General features: G+C 65.0%; 13 protein-coding genes and 1 tRNA gene. 10 read left to right on the top strand and 4 right to left on the bottom strand.

Going from position 1 to position 12,977, the window contains the following annotated elements:
• Positions 1 to 54: 54 nt before the first annotated feature.
• Both QGV54_RS15295 and QGV54_RS15290 read left to right on the top strand, forming a co-directional pair.
• Positions 55 to 540, top strand: coding sequence for a thioesterase family protein (locus QGV54_RS15295; protein ID WP_281019978.1), 486 nt, complete (start codon positions 55 to 57; stop codon positions 538 to 540).
• A gap of 45 nt (positions 541 to 585) precedes the next feature.
• A complete protein-coding gene (locus QGV54_RS15290) occupies positions 586 to 2,358 on the top strand; it encodes a chloride channel protein (protein ID WP_281019841.1) in 1,773 nt (590 codons plus the stop codon).
• A 117-nt stretch (positions 2,359 to 2,475) separates the two neighbouring features.
• Here the strand turns inward: QGV54_RS15290 and QGV54_RS15285 are convergent, their stop codons facing one another.
• Together QGV54_RS15285 and QGV54_RS15280 are read right to left on the bottom strand one after the other, a co-directional pair.
• Positions 2,476 to 3,648 (bottom strand): acyl-CoA dehydrogenase family protein, encoded by a 1,173-nt coding sequence (locus QGV54_RS15285; protein ID WP_348637686.1) that lies wholly within the window; start codon positions 3,646 to 3,648, stop codon positions 2,476 to 2,478.
• Positions 3,649 to 3,817: 169 nt separating this feature from the next.
• Positions 3,818 to 4,735, bottom strand: a complete 918-nt coding sequence (locus tag QGV54_RS15280; protein ID WP_281019843.1) for a hydrogen peroxide-inducible genes activator — start codon at positions 4,733 to 4,735, stop codon at positions 3,818 to 3,820.
• A gap of 191 nt (positions 4,736 to 4,926) precedes the next feature.
• On the opposite strand from QGV54_RS15280, the gene nhaA reads away from it, so the two are divergent.
• The 4 genes from nhaA (at position 4,927) to QGV54_RS15260 (ending at position 8,211) form a co-directional block, all read left to right on the top strand.
• Positions 4,927 to 6,177 carry a Na+/H+ antiporter NhaA gene (gene nhaA / locus QGV54_RS15275; RefSeq protein ID WP_281015964.1) on the top strand — a complete coding sequence of 417 codons (1,251 nt, stop codon included), beginning with the start codon at positions 4,927 to 4,929 and terminating at the stop codon, positions 6,175 to 6,177.
• Between the two features lie 91 nt (positions 6,178 to 6,268).
• Positions 6,269 to 6,586 carry an NIPSNAP family protein gene (locus QGV54_RS15270; RefSeq protein ID WP_281015965.1) on the top strand — a complete coding sequence of 106 codons (318 nt, stop codon included), beginning with the start codon at positions 6,269 to 6,271 and terminating at the stop codon, positions 6,584 to 6,586.
• Between the two features lie 51 nt (positions 6,587 to 6,637).
• Positions 6,638 to 7,966 (top strand): dihydroorotase, encoded by a 1,329-nt coding sequence (locus QGV54_RS15265; RefSeq protein WP_281015966.1) that lies wholly within the window; start codon positions 6,638 to 6,640, stop codon positions 7,964 to 7,966.
• A 168-nt stretch (positions 7,967 to 8,134) separates the two neighbouring features.
• Positions 8,135 to 8,211 (top strand) — tRNA-Met (locus QGV54_RS15260).
• Positions 8,212 to 8,314: 103 nt separating this feature from the next.
• Here the strand turns inward: QGV54_RS15260 and QGV54_RS15255 are convergent.
• Complete coding sequence (locus QGV54_RS15255) at positions 8,315 to 8,446, bottom strand: hypothetical protein (protein WP_281015979.1); 132 nt, start codon at positions 8,444 to 8,446, stop codon at positions 8,315 to 8,317.
• 348 nt (positions 8,447 to 8,794) lie between these two features.
• Here QGV54_RS15255 and QGV54_RS15250 point away from each other — a divergent pair, with 348 nt between their 5' ends.
• The 3 genes from QGV54_RS15250 to QGV54_RS15240 all read left to right on the top strand — a co-directional run bounded on the left by QGV54_RS15250 (position 8,795) and on the right by QGV54_RS15240 (position 11,301).
• Positions 8,795 to 9,028: a DUF465 domain-containing protein gene (locus tag QGV54_RS15250; protein ID WP_281015980.1), complete on the top strand. Its 234-nt coding sequence runs from the start codon at positions 8,795 to 8,797 to the stop codon at positions 9,026 to 9,028.
• 21 nt (positions 9,029 to 9,049) lie between these two features.
• Entirely contained in the window at positions 9,050 to 9,373 is a 324-nt protein-coding gene (locus QGV54_RS15245) for a TraR/DksA C4-type zinc finger protein (protein ID WP_281015981.1), read from the top strand.
• A gap of 158 nt (positions 9,374 to 9,531) precedes the next feature.
• Positions 9,532 to 11,301 carry an adenylate/guanylate cyclase domain-containing protein gene (locus tag QGV54_RS15240; RefSeq protein WP_281019977.1) on the top strand — a complete coding sequence of 590 codons (1,770 nt, stop codon included), beginning with the start codon at positions 9,532 to 9,534 and terminating at the stop codon, positions 11,299 to 11,301.
• A 270-nt stretch (positions 11,302 to 11,571) separates the two neighbouring features.
• On the opposite strand, the gene QGV54_RS15235 is transcribed toward QGV54_RS15240, so the two are convergent.
• Positions 11,572 to 11,778, bottom strand: coding sequence for a hypothetical protein (locus QGV54_RS15235; RefSeq protein ID WP_281015983.1), 207 nt, complete (start codon positions 11,776 to 11,778; stop codon positions 11,572 to 11,574).
• Positions 11,779 to 11,989: 211 nt separating this feature from the next.
• Between QGV54_RS15235 and QGV54_RS15230 the strand changes: the two genes are divergently transcribed.
• On the top strand, positions 11,990 to 12,967 hold the full coding sequence (locus QGV54_RS15230) for a nitronate monooxygenase family protein (RefSeq protein ID WP_281015984.1): 978 nt from the start codon (positions 11,990 to 11,992) through the stop codon (positions 12,965 to 12,967).
• Positions 12,968 to 12,977 lie beyond the last annotated feature (10 nt).

The raw sequence follows: 12,977 nt of genomic DNA, 5'->3' as shown, positions 1-12,977 counted from the left end.
TGCCATGCCGTCAACGGCGCTTGCCTGCCGCCGCGTTCGCGGTAGGATCGAAACATGAGCAATTCCGAACCCTTGCATATCCTCGATGCCACCGTTCTGAGCGACTGGATCGACTACAACGGCCACATGAACGTCGGCTACTACAATGTTGCCTTCGACAAGGCGACCGACGCCCTGTTCGATCATCTGGGCATCGGCGTCGACTATGTGCGCGAGACCAACAAGTCCTTCTTCACCCTGGAGACCCACGTCCACTACATGGGCGAGGTGCTGGAGGGGGCGCCGCTGCGCTACGACGTGCAGTTGCTGGACCATGACGCGAAGCGGATTCATGCCTTCTTCCGCATGTATCACGCGACGGAGGGGTTCCTTTCCGCCACCTCCGAACAGATGTGCCTGCATGTGGACCTCGGCACCCGCCGGTCGGCAGAGATGCCCGCCGAAGTTCAGCAGGCCGTGGCCCGTCTGGCCGAAACGCAGAAGGATCTTGCCTGGCCGGAACAGGCCGGTCTGGGCATGCGTATCCGTCGCAAGTCCTGATGCAGGGACCGGCGACATGACCTCTTGTGCGCCGGACCGGGACTGATGCTTGGTCCCCTTTTCCGCAACTCGTTCCGCGACTTTCGCCCCTTCCGTGATTTCGTTCCACGGCATCAGTTCTATCTGATCGGCATTGCCGTGATCGTCGGGCTGGCGGTCGGGTATGCCGCGATCCTGTTCCGTCTCGCGCTCAGCGGCACGCAGTTCCTCTTCTTCGGCGAAACATCGGAATATCTGGTCGCCACTGTGCAGGCCCTGCCATGGTGGCACGTGGTTCTGGCTCCGGCGGTGGGCGGCGTCATCCTGGCCCTGTTCCTGCGTTACCTCATGCCTGGCGGACGGCCGCAGGGCGTGCCGGATGTGATCGAGGCCGGGGTCTACAACGAAGGACGTATGTCACTCCGCACCGGTCTCGGGGCCGCGTTCGCCAGCGTGATCTCCCTCGGTGCCGGCGCCTCCACGGGGCGGGAGGGACCGCTGGTGCATCTGGGCGGCGCCATATCGGGCTCCGTCGGCAAGTTGCTGAAGATGGACCGGCTGGACGGCCATACCCTTCTGGCCTGCGGGGTGGCAACGGGCGTGGCGGCGTCCTTCAATGCGCCCATCGCCGGTGTCATCTTCGCGCATGAGGTCGTGCTGGGGCACTATGCGCTGCGGGCGCTGGCCCCGGTCGTCGTGGCCTCCGTCATCGGCACTGTGGTGACCCGCATCCACATCGGTGACTTCCCGGCCTTCCTGATCCCGCAATACGACATCCTCAGTTTCTGGGAATTTCCGGCCTTCATGCTGCTGGGGATTGTCTGCGGGATCATGGCCCTGATCTTCTTCTGGTCGGTCGGGTTCACGCGGGACGTGATCGAGGATGTGCTGAAGATCCCGGTGTTCTGGCGTCCGCCCATCGCCGGTCTGGCCGTCGGTGCCATCGCCCTGCTCTACCCGGAGGTGCTGGGCGTGGGGTACGAGGCGACGGACAATGCCCTGAAGCAGCTCTACCCGCTGTCGCTGCTGATCCTGCTGGTTGCGGCCAAGATGGCGGCCACGTCGATCACCATCGCGGGCGGGTTCGGTGGCGGTGTCTTCTCGCCTGCGCTGTTCATCGGTGCCATGACCGGTGGCGCGTTCGGACTGATCGCGGCCCGCATTTTTCCGGAGCTGGCGGCGGAACACGGTCTTTACGCGATGGTCGGCATGGGGGCCGTCGCCGCGGCGATCCTGGGCGCACCGATTTCCACCACCCTGATCGTGTTCGAGCTGACGGGTGACTACCGGGTCACCATTGCACTGATGGTGGGCGTCGTGCTGGCCACCGTGGTATCGCGGCAGTACCGCTACATCAGTTTCTTCCACTGGCAGCTTGCCCGCCGGGCGGTGGATCTGGTGCAGGCGGACGAGGTGCTGATGCATGCGCAGACCGTGCGGCGCGTCGCGGCCAGTGACTACCTGGCGATCACGCCTGAAACCACGTTTTCCCAGTTGAGGGAGATGTACCGGGAGAGTGAGGCGCTGGCTCACTTCCTGGTCGATGAGAAGGGGTTCCTGCTTGGCTGCCTGCAACCCAACGACATCAAGTACGCGCTGCTGGATCCGCATCTGAACGACATCTGTCGCGCGGTCGATATCTCGACCCCGACGACCGTGGTGCTGCATCAGGACATGCCGCTCGACGATGCCCTGAAGGCGTTCCGGGGCACGTCATTCCGGTTCCTGCCCGTGGTGCGTAACCCGGACGACAGGGAACTTGTCGGTGTCGTCTACTTCAGGGACCTGCTGGAGGCCCACAACAGGGCCCTCAAGGAAGCCCAGGACGAGACGCACTAGCAGGGGGCTTGCTGCCAACCGTGCCGCGCTCTCCTCCTCCCGACCACCCGTTTCAGGATACTTGCGTGGGTGATCGGGAGGGGAAGTGCGGCGGCCGGGTCAGCGACTAGCGCATCATCAGCCGCGTTTCAGCTGCTTGGCCAGTGACCAGCGATGCACTTCCGACGGGCCGTCATAGACGCGGAAGGCGCGGACATCGCGGAAGATGCGCTCCACTTCCGTATCCCGCGTCAGGCCGAGACCGCCCAGAACCTGCAATGACCGGTCGACGGTGCGATAGATGGCTTCCGAGCAGATGACCTTGGCCATGGAGCTTTCGCGTCCGCCGCGTTCGCCCTGGTCCAGCACCCAGGCGGTGTGCCAGATGGTCAGCCGCGACTGCAGGATATCCATCTCGTTGTCGGCAAGCTGGAAGCCCACGCCCTCGTGATCGATCAGCGGCTTGCCGAAGGCCATGCGCTCACGGGCATAGCCGGTGGCGATATCGTGCGCCCGTCGCGCGGCACCCAGCCAGCGCATGCAGTGGGTCAGACGCGCCGGGGCCAGGCGGACCTGCGCATAGCGGAAGCCCTTGCCGATCTCCCCCAGCACCGCGTCGCCATCGACACGCAGGTCGTCGATATCGACCTCCGCATGGCCGCCGGTGAAGCTGGAATCCATCGTGTCCAGCACCCGCACGATCTTCACCGCCGGGTTCGGCAGCGGTGTCATGAACATCGAGGCACCGATGTTCTCGCCCTTCTCGTCGACCGTATTGGCCATGACGATGCCGACCGAGGCGCCCTCCGCCCCCGTGATCAGCCATTTGCGGCCGGAGATGCGCCAGCCGTTGCCGTCCGGCCGCGCGATCGTCTGCATGGCCGAAGGGTCGGAACCGGCACCGGGTGACGGCTCCGTCATCAGGAAGATGGAGCGTGCCGAACCGTCCGCCAGCGGCTTCAGGTACTGCTGCTTCTGCGCCTCCGTCCCCACGTGATCCAGCAGGTGCATGTTGCCTTCATCCGGCGCGGCGATGTTCAGCGCCACGGGACCGAGCATGGAATAGCCCGCCGCCTCGAAGATCACCGCCTTTGTGCGGTGGTCCGCCCCCATGCCGCCCCACTCGGTCGAGACATGTGAACTCAGCAGCCCCTCCGCCTTTGCCAGAGCCACCAGCTCGTCACGCAGGTCCTCCGACGGTCCATGCGATCCACGCCTGCTGTCCTTCTCGAACGGGATCACCTTCTCCGCCACGAAGCGGGTCACGCGATCCTGCAGTTCCTGCTGCTCGTCCGTCAGTGCGAAATCGATCATTTCAGTACCTCCCCTGATCTCGCGTCATTCATCGTACATGCCTGCCGACAAGTAAATGGCGGGCTGATCCGGGTGAGCCTGGTCGGGCGGTTGACCGGCACCTCCGCCCGGCGCGAAGCAAGGCACCACGGACGATGACAGGTGCGCGCCGCAGGGCCGTGCGCGTTCAGAGACGCGGGAACCCCGGGAAGTCGCGGGCCACGGTCGCCTGGACCAGATCGCCAAGCATTCCGAAGTCCGCGGTCCGGGGGGAGGTGCGTCGCCACCCCATGCCGATGGTGCGAAACAGGCCCCGGCCGGACAGGGGGCGGGCGACGACGCCACTGGCCGAGGTCAGTACTGTCTGGACATAGACACCCGGCAGGAAGGAGATGCCCATGCCCAGGGCCACCATCTGGCGCAGGGTATCGAGGCTCGTGCCCTCGAAGTCGAACCGCAATCGTGCGCCGAACTCGGCGCAGAGCTGTTCGACCTGTTCATGCAGCTGATGCCCGCTTTCCAGCGCCAGCACGTCCTGGCCCTGCAGGTCGTTGCGGTCCAGGACCGGTCTGTCTGCCAGCGGGTGATCTTCGGCCACCACCACGAAAAGCGGTTCACGGAACAGGGGCCGGGTATCGATCTCGTGACCCCGCAACGGCAGCGGGGCAAGGATGACGTCGTGCGAACCGTCAACCAGTGCCGGTGCCAGTGCCTCAGGCTTGTTCTCCCGCACGTGCATCTTGAACGCGGGGTGTTCCGCATGGAGTTCCGGCAGCAGCCGGGGCAGCAGATAGGGCCCGATGGTGGGGGCCAGACCCAGTCGCACCGTTCCTCCCATCCGTCCCTGCGAGGTCGTGGCGATATCTCGGATCTCCTGTGCCTGGCGCAGCATCTGGCGCGCGATCTGCTCGATCCGGCGGCCTGCATCGGTCAGCAGGATGGCGTTGCGCCCACGCTCCACCAGCGACACACCCAGCCGCTGTTCAAGCGTGCTGATCTGCGCGCTCAACGTCGGCTGGCTGACACCGGTCTTCTCCGCAGCCTTGCGGAAGTGACGTGTTTCCGACAGGGCGACGAGATATTCGAGCTGCCTCAGGCTGGGCATGTCGGTTTCCTTCCCTGTGACCTGCGTCTCCGCACCTCTAGTTAGGCAGTCTTTCGAGGATGATCATCTTCATAGAGAAAACCTATCACATAGCAGGGGGCAATCAATTGGATAGATCATGAATATCAAGCATCTGGAGGAGGGATCGCGCCGTACGGACGCAGGATTTCAGTTTGAGGAGGGAAAGCGGCATGGCACAGGCTGCCTGGGCACGGATCGAACGTTTTGCGGGGCAGGAGGCCGCGCCCGGGATCACGTTGATGCTGGCGGCATTGCTGGCGCTGATCGTCAACAATTCGCCCCTGTCGCCGCTCTATACCGCCTTCCTGGCCGTCCCGATCGAGGTGCAGGTCGGCGCTTTGCAGATCGCCAAGCCGTTGCTGCTATGGGTCAATGACGGCCTGATGGCGATCTTCTTCTTCCTCGTCGGGCTGGAGATCAAGCGCGAGGTGCTGGAGGGCGAGCTCTCGCGCCTCGACCGCGCGATACTGCCCGTGGTGGCGGCGATTGGCGGCATCACGATCCCGGCAATGGTGTTCGTGCTGATCAACCAGGGTGTGCCGGCGAACCTGGACGGCTGGGCCATCCCGGCGGCGACCGACATTGCCTTCGCGCTCGGTATCCTGGCGCTGCTGGGGTCGCGGGTGCCGGTGGCGCTGAAGATCCTGTTGCTGGCCATCGCGATCATCGATGACCTGGCCGCCATCGTCATCATCGCCCTGTTCTATACGGCGGACCTGTCGATCGTATCGCTGCTGATCGGTCTTGTCGGGTTCGCGCTGCTTCTGGGGCTGAACCGGATCGGTGTCACGCGGACGGCACCCTATCTGCTGATCGGCCTGGTGATCTGGGTGGCGGTGCTGAAGTCCGGCGTCCATGCGACCCTGGCCGGTGTGATGATCGCCCTGACCATTCCGATGCGTGCGCCGAATTCCGCGCCGGAAGGCAGCCACGGCCCGCTGCTGGAGATGGAGCACGGACTGAAACCCTGGGTTTCCTTCCTCGTCCTGCCGCTGTTCGCCTTTGCCAACGCAGGTGTCTCGCTGCAGGGAATCTCCTTCTCCGATCTGCTGGCACCCCTGCCGCTCGGCATCGCGCTGGGTCTGTTCATCGGCAAGCAGGTGGGCGTCTTCAGCTTCATCTGGGTGCTGGTGAAGACCGGGGTCGGCGGGTTGCCGCAGGGGGTGAACTGGCTGCACATCTACGGTGTTGCCTGCCTGACCGGTATCGGTTTCACCATGAGCCTGTTCATCGGGTCGCTGGCCTTCGACGATGCGGCGCAGATGGATGCGGTCCGGCTGGGTGTGCTGCTCGGCTCCGTCAGTTCCGCGATCCTCGGCATCATCGTGCTCCGGCTCCAGGCTCCGGCGGTGGGAACCGACACGGCCGAATCCGCCGACATCGGACCGGGTGCGGCGACGCGCAGCCATGCGGGGTTCTGAACGGTTTCCCTGACTGCCGATTGGCTCCATAGTGCGAAAAAGGCCCCGGCCCGGAGCCGGGGCCAGCCTGCCACAATGGGGGAGAGACCTGATGATCTACGACATGCGCACCTATACCTGCCTGCCCGGCACCGTTCCGCTGCAGATGAAGCTCTGGATGGAGCACGGCATGGCGGTGCAGAAGAGGCATCTGGGGGAGCCGGTGATGTACGGCGCGCCGGAAGTGGGCGAACTGAACACCTATGTCCATGTCTGGGCCTATGACAGCCACGCCGACCGCGAAACGAAGCGTGCCGCCATGCAGGCCGACCCGGAGTGGGGCGCGTTCCTGAAGGCCTCGCGGGAGGCCGGTTACATCACCGCCCAGCGCAATCAGGTGCTGGTCGCCGCCCCCTTCATGTCACGCTGACCCGCACCCTGAATCCCTCACCCTGACACCGGAACCGGAGACCACAGCCCGATGCCCGAGACCTATGACCTGATCATCCGCGGCGGCACTGTCGTCAACCATGACGGCATCGGCCGGACGGACGTGGGTGTCCGGGACGGGCGCACGGCCTTCATCGGTGACCTGGGTCAGGCGGACGCGGGGGAGGTGATCGACGCCACCGGGCTGCATGTGCTGCCCGGTGTCATCGACAGCCAGGTGCATTTCCGGGAACCTGGGGCGGAGCACAAGGAAAACCTGGAGGCCGGGATGGCCGGTGCGGCGCTGGGGGGCGTCACGGCGATCTTCGAAATGCCGAACACCAAGCCCTCCACCACCACCCCCGAGGCGATCCAGGACAAGCTGGACCGGGCGAAGGGCCGCGCCGCTGTCGATCATGCGTTCTATGTCGGCGCCGCCGCGGAGAACACCCCGGAACTGGCGGACCTGGAGCTGCTGCCCGGTGTGGCCGGGGTGAAGATCTTCATGGGCGCCTCCACCGGCAACCTGCTGGTGCCCGATGATCCCTCCGTGCTGGCCGTCCTGAAGAGCGGTCGCCGCCGTGTCGCGGTACATTGCGAGGATGAGCCGCGCATGAACGAACGCGAGGGGCTGCGCGTCACCGGCGATCCCTCCAGCCATCCGGTCTGGCGCGATGCCGAAAGTGCCATCCGCGCCACCACCCGCCTGCTCGCCCTGGCGCGGCAGGCCGGCCGGCGCATCCATGTGCTGCATGTCACCACGGCGGAGGAGATGGTGCTGCTCGCGGCCCACAAGGACATCGCGACGGTGGAGGCGACGCCGCAGCATCTGACCCTGGCGGGGGAGGAAGCCTATCCCGCCCTCGGCACCCTGGCGCAGATGAACCCGCCGATCCGCGATGCCGCCCACCGTGCCGGTCTCTGGCGCGGGCTGGCGCAGGGCGTGGTGGATGTCATCGGCTCCGACCATGCCCCCCACACGCGGGAGGAAAAGGCGAAGCCCTATCCCGCCAGCCCCTCCGGCATGCCGGGCGTGCAGACGCTGGTGCCGATCATGCTGGACCACGTCAACGCCGGACGACTCAGCCTCACCCGATTCATGGACCTGACCAGCGCCGGCCCGTCACGGGTCTTCGGCATGGCGGGGAAGGGGCGGCTGGCCCAGGGCTATGACGCCGACTACACCCTGGTGGACCTGAAACGGACGGAGACCATCACCCACGCGCAGATGGCCAACATCTCCGGCTGGACCCCCTTCGACGGCAAGTCCGTCACCGGCTGGCCCGTCATGACCCTGGTGCGCGGCCACATCGTGATGCGCGACGGCGCCCTGACCGGCCCGAAGATCGGCCAGCCCGTCCGCTTCCAGGAATGCCTCTGACACCAGCGACCGTGCAGCAACGGCGGGCAAGCCCGCGACAGCGGCGTCTCAGGAGGCCCCGAAACGGCGCCCCGGGGCCCTGTTTCAACACGGCCCCACAAAGTCCCGAAAACCCCCAATCCCCCGCTTGACAACCCGCCCCGCCCTGACCAGTATCCGCGCCGTCGTGGCGGGGTAGCTCAGCTGGTTAGAGCAGCGGAATCATAATCCGCGTGTCGGGGGTTCAAGTCCCTCTCCCGCTACCACTTCTTCCTGACGTTTGATGATGTGTGCGGCGTCCAGGCTGGTCACGGTGTGGGCCGTCCCCACACCAGCGCGGCTCATCACCGCGCTGGTCCGGCATTTCAGCTATTTCCCCTGCTTGCCGGGGGAGATCAGGGGTTTGGCGGCGTTGGAGTTGGCGGTGGCGTAGACCTTCGGCTTTTCCTGCTTCGGCTTCTTCGTTTCCTTGTTGCCACGCGTCTTGTTGCCCTTGGACATTTCAATGACTTCTTCTGTGTGCCGGAGGCCGGGCCAGCCGGATGGCTGGAGGCATTAGCGGCGGAAGGGCGCGGAGGAGCCGGGTCGGTACGCCGGGGTGTCCGTTCCTTCCTGCTGATATGCGCATTCGGCCCGGCAACCACAAGGTGCCGACGGTCGGGTTCGGGGAGACCCCCCTTGCCGTGTCAGGCGCTCTCCCGGGGCAGAGCGACGAGGGTCGCGGTCTCCGCCGCGTCACGGAAGTCGATCCGCGTCACTTGACCGAGATCAAGGCCGCTGCCCCCGATCCACCTAGGATTTCGCACGGGCACACCATCGCTGCCCGACCGGTCCAATGGAGGAGACCCCATGTCCCATACACCGCACGAACTGGCCGAGGAGTTTCCGGACAAGGTGCAGAAGATCCATGATCTGAACGAGACGGACGCGCATTTCCGGAAGCTGGCGGAACGCTACCACACCGTGAACCGCGACATTCACCGCGCCGAGACCAATATCGAGCCGACGGACCAGTTCAACGAGGAACGGATGCGCAAGGAGCGGCTGCATCTGAAGGATCAGATTGCCGGGATGCTGGCCTGAGCGGTGACGGAGGCAGGAGAGATGACCGAGCACGAGGACATTCGCCGGAAACTGCTGGCTCGGAAGGCGGAACTGCTGGACCGGCTGCACCGGTTCGAGGAGGAACTCGACACCGTTGCGGACCCGGATTCGGAGGAGCGCGCCGTGCAGCGGGAAGGGGACGAGGCGATGGAGAGCCTGGGGCTGTCCGGGCTGAAGGAGATCGAGGCCATTGATGCGGCCCTGAAACGCTTCGCGGACGGCAGCTTCGGCCTCTGCGTCGGCTGTGGCGAGCGGATCAGCCCGGAACGGCTGGCGCTGCTGCCGCAGACCCCCTTCTGCAAGGTCTGTGTTCCGCAGCACTAGGCCGTCCTGCACCTCCAGGTGCGTGCCCCGGGCGGACCCTTGGCCGTGTCCGGTCGAACGGTCGTCTGCAAGCCAGTTTCGGGAAATTCATTTAATGGACGCGAACGGTCCGTCGTTCTAGTGTCGGCTCTCTGATTTCCTGAAGGATCGACTTGCCGTTGCCCAACGACCACACACAACGTCGGCTTGCCGCAATATTCGCCGCTGACATGGTCGGTTATTCGCGGTTGATGGAGATCGACGAGGAGAGCGTCATTGCGCGCCAGAAGGCGCATCGCGTCGACCTGATCGACCCGAGCATCGCCCGGTACAACGGACGGATCGTCAAGCTGATGGGTGATGGCATGCTGTTCGAATTTCCCAGCGTCGTCGATGCGGTCCGCTGTGCCATCGAGGTGCAGAAGGGGATGCAGGAGCGGGAGGCGGGTGTGGCCGACAGCGAACGCATCTGCTACCGGGTCGGTATCAACCTTGGCGATATCGTCATTGATGGCGACGACATCCTGGGCGATGGCGTGAATGTTGCGGCGCGGCTGGAAGGTCTGGCCATGCCTGGCGGTATCTGCATCTCGGACGTGGTGCATCAGAGCGTCGCGGGCAAGATCGACACGATCTTCGAGGATCTGGGCGGCCAGAAGGTCAAGAACTTCGAGCGACCGATCCGCGCATACCGGATTCTGACGGAGACTGGCTCACGTGGGGCCGTAGCCGCCTCGACCTCCGGTGCGGCAGCGACGGTGAAGCCATCGATCGCCGTCCTCGCGTTCCAGAACATGAGCGGCGACCCGGAGCAGGAATATTTCTCCGACGGCATCGCGGAGGACATCATCACCGGCCTGTCCCAGATCAGCGATCTGGTGGTAATCGCCCGGAACTCGTCCTTCAGTTACAAGGGGCAGCAGGTCGACCTGCGTCGCGTTGGCGAGGAACTCGGTGTCCGGTACGTGCTGGAGGGCAGCGTGCGGCGCGGTGGTGACCGGGTGCGCGTGACCGGCCAGTTGATCGACGCCGCCACGGGTGGTCATGTTTGGGCGGACCGGTTCGACGGCACGCTGGACGATATCTTTGCGCTGCAGGACGATATCACGGCAAAGGTGTTGAGCGCGGTCGGCACGGAGATCACACAAGCCGAGGTGAAACGGGCCCGCAGCGAACGCACAGCGGATGTCGCTGCATGGGACCTCTACCTGAGGGCCCTGCCATTCTACGAACAGGTCGATGGAGCCGGCCATGCGGAGGTGAAGCGTCTGCTGGCGAAGGCGATCGAGATCGACCCGGGGTTCTCCAGTGCGCATGCCATCCTGTCCCTCAGCTATGTGCAGGCGGCATTCCACGCATGGGAAGCCAGTGCCGCCGAAGCCATTGCCCAAGCCAAGGTATCCGGTCTCATGGCCGTGTCGCTGGATCAGTCGAATCCCCTTGGCCATGCGGCGCTGGGTTCCCTGCAGATGTTCAGCGCACAGCCGGATCTGTCCACGAAGTCACTGGGCCGAGCGCTGGAATTCAATCCGAATTTCTCGGCAGCCTATGGCCATCTGGCAAATTCCCTTGCGTTTCAGGGACGGACGGTGGAAGCGCTTGAAGCGGTCCAGAAAGCCCAGCGCGGCAGCCCGCGTGATCCTGCCCGATACCTGTGGTACGTCGGGACCATGAACGCATATTTTGCTTCCGCCGAGTACGAACATTGCGTCGAGGCTGCGGACAAGGCGATCCAGATGCGCCCCAACTTCTACGGCGCCCATTACATATCAGGCGCTGCGCTCGCGTTGCTTGGACGGATAGAGGAGGCAGGTGATCGCGTCAGGACCGCCTGCGAACTCAACCCGCGCCTGACCGTGGCCAACACTGCACGCAACCCGATGTTCGTGCGAGCAGACGACGTGTCCCGTCTGCTCAAGGGATTGGAACTGGCCGGAACGCCTGCCTAGATCGTTCCATCGAATGATGGAATCGCACCGGCCCGCTCCCCCACCCGGCCACCCACGGGATCATGCTGAATGGGTGGCCGGGTGGGGGAGCGGGCCGGTGCCGCAATCAAACAGTGGAACGATCTAGACCGTTCTCCGGTCCGAGTGCAGCACCAGTCCTTTTTTCCGGTCGACTGCCCGCCCATGATCATGCAGCCGGTGGCCGGGTTGGCGCACTTGCAACCGGCGATGAAACGCTCCGGACCATTGTCAGCGGCCATCTCTTTCGAATCAGCGTCCGAACCATTCCCGCAGCAATTCCAGAAACGGGCCGACACTGCCCTGGCGGCTTCGGATCGACCAGGCGGGTCGCCAGGCGAGTCTGGAGACTTCCCGCCAGTCGAGCGTGCCGGCCTCCGTATCCGCGGGTGTCGCCGGGCGCGGTTCGGTTCCGGCCGGGTGGCGCAGGGCATCGATGCTTTTCAACTGGTCGGGCATGGCGGGATCAGCCTAGCAGGACAGCCGCTCCGCAGCACCTGCCGGCGGACCGGCCTTCACCGGCTTGTGTCATGGTTGCGCCGTGGTGGAACGGTGTGCTTGCGGCCCGCCGTGGTGGGGGTATGGTGCCGATCAGACAGGCAAGAGGGGCAGCGTGCCCCGCATTGCCCGCGTCGACAGTCAGCGCAATGGCCGGGGAGGCTGCAGCACCATGAAGACACGTATCACCGAACTTTTCGGAATCGAGCATCCGATCATCCAGGGTGGCATGCACTATGTCGGCTTTGCCGAACTGGCGGCCGCCGTTTCCAATGCCGGCGGTCTGGGCACCATAACCGGCCTGACCCAGGGCACGCCGGAGAAGCTGGCGAAGGAGATCGCCAAGTGCCGCGAGATGACCGACAAGCCGATCTGCGTCAACCTGACGTTCCTGCCGACGTTCGAGGCTCCGCCCTATCCGGAATACATCCGCGCCATCATCGAGGGCGGCGTGAAGATCGTGGAGACCGCCGGGCGCTCGCCGGAGGCCTACATGCCCGCCATGAAGGAAGCCGGGATCAAGGTGATCCACAAGTGCACCTCCGTCCGGCACAGCCTGAAGGCGGAGAAGATCGGCTGCGATGCCGTCAGCGTCGATGGCTTCGAGTGTGGTGGCCATCCCGGGGAGGACGACATCCCCAACATGATCCTGCTGCCCCGCGCGGCCGAGGAACTGAAGATCCCGTTCGTCGCCTCCGGCGGCATGGCCGACGCGCGCAGCCTGGTGGCGGCGCTGGCCATGGGTGCCGACGGCATGAACATGGGCACCCGCTTCATCGCCACGAAGGAAGCGCCGGTGCATGAGAACGTGAAGCAGGCCATCGTCGCGGCCTCCGAACTGGACACCCGTCTGGTCATGCGCGGCCTGCGCAACACCGAACGCGTGCTCACCAACCCGGCGGTCGAGAAGATCCTGGAGATCGAGCGGGAGAAGGGCGCCGACATCGCCATCGACGACATTCGCGAACTGGTCGCCGGCGTATATCCGAAGGTGATGATGGAAGGCGACATGGACATCGGTGCCTGGAGCTGCGGCATGGTCGCGGGCCTGATCCACGATGTGCCAAGCTGCAAGGAACTGATCGACCGCATCATGGCGGAGGCGGACCAGCTGATCCGTGCCCGCCTGTCAGGCATGATCGCCGCCTGATCCGGACTGA

This window comes from Minwuia sp. IMCC3060 (genome assembly GCF_029909435.1).
Taxonomy (GTDB): domain Bacteria; phylum Pseudomonadota; class Alphaproteobacteria; order Minwuiales; family Minwuiaceae; genus Minwuia.
This window is presented reverse-complemented; position numbering and strand designations above follow the sequence as displayed.

Excerpts from the sequence above, each read along its gene's own strand:
- QGV54_RS15295 (WP_281019978.1), top strand. The coding sequence starts at position 55 with ATGAGCAATTCCGAACCCTTGCATATCCTCGATGCCACCGTTCTGAGC.
- QGV54_RS15290 (WP_281019841.1), top strand. The coding sequence starts at position 586 with ATGCTTGGTCCCCTTTTCCGCAACTCGTTCCGCGACTTTCGCCCCTTC.
- QGV54_RS15280 (WP_281019843.1), bottom strand. The coding sequence starts at position 4,735 with ATGCCCAGCCTGAGGCAGCTCGAATATCTCGTCGCCCTGTCGGAAACA.
- nhaA (WP_281015964.1), top strand. The coding sequence starts at position 4,927 with ATGGCACAGGCTGCCTGGGCACGGATCGAACGTTTTGCGGGGCAGGAG.
- QGV54_RS15270 (WP_281015965.1), top strand. The coding sequence starts at position 6,269 with ATGATCTACGACATGCGCACCTATACCTGCCTGCCCGGCACCGTTCCG.
- QGV54_RS15265 (WP_281015966.1), top strand. The coding sequence starts at position 6,638 with ATGCCCGAGACCTATGACCTGATCATCCGCGGCGGCACTGTCGTCAAC.
- QGV54_RS15255 (WP_281015979.1), bottom strand. The coding sequence starts at position 8,446 with ATGTCCAAGGGCAACAAGACGCGTGGCAACAAGGAAACGAAGAAGCCG.
- QGV54_RS15250 (WP_281015980.1), top strand. The coding sequence starts at position 8,795 with ATGTCCCATACACCGCACGAACTGGCCGAGGAGTTTCCGGACAAGGTG.
- QGV54_RS15245 (WP_281015981.1), top strand. The coding sequence starts at position 9,050 with ATGACCGAGCACGAGGACATTCGCCGGAAACTGCTGGCTCGGAAGGCG.
- QGV54_RS15235 (WP_281015983.1), bottom strand. The coding sequence starts at position 11,778 with ATGCCCGACCAGTTGAAAAGCATCGATGCCCTGCGCCACCCGGCCGGA.
- QGV54_RS15230 (WP_281015984.1), top strand. The coding sequence starts at position 11,990 with ATGAAGACACGTATCACCGAACTTTTCGGAATCGAGCATCCGATCATC.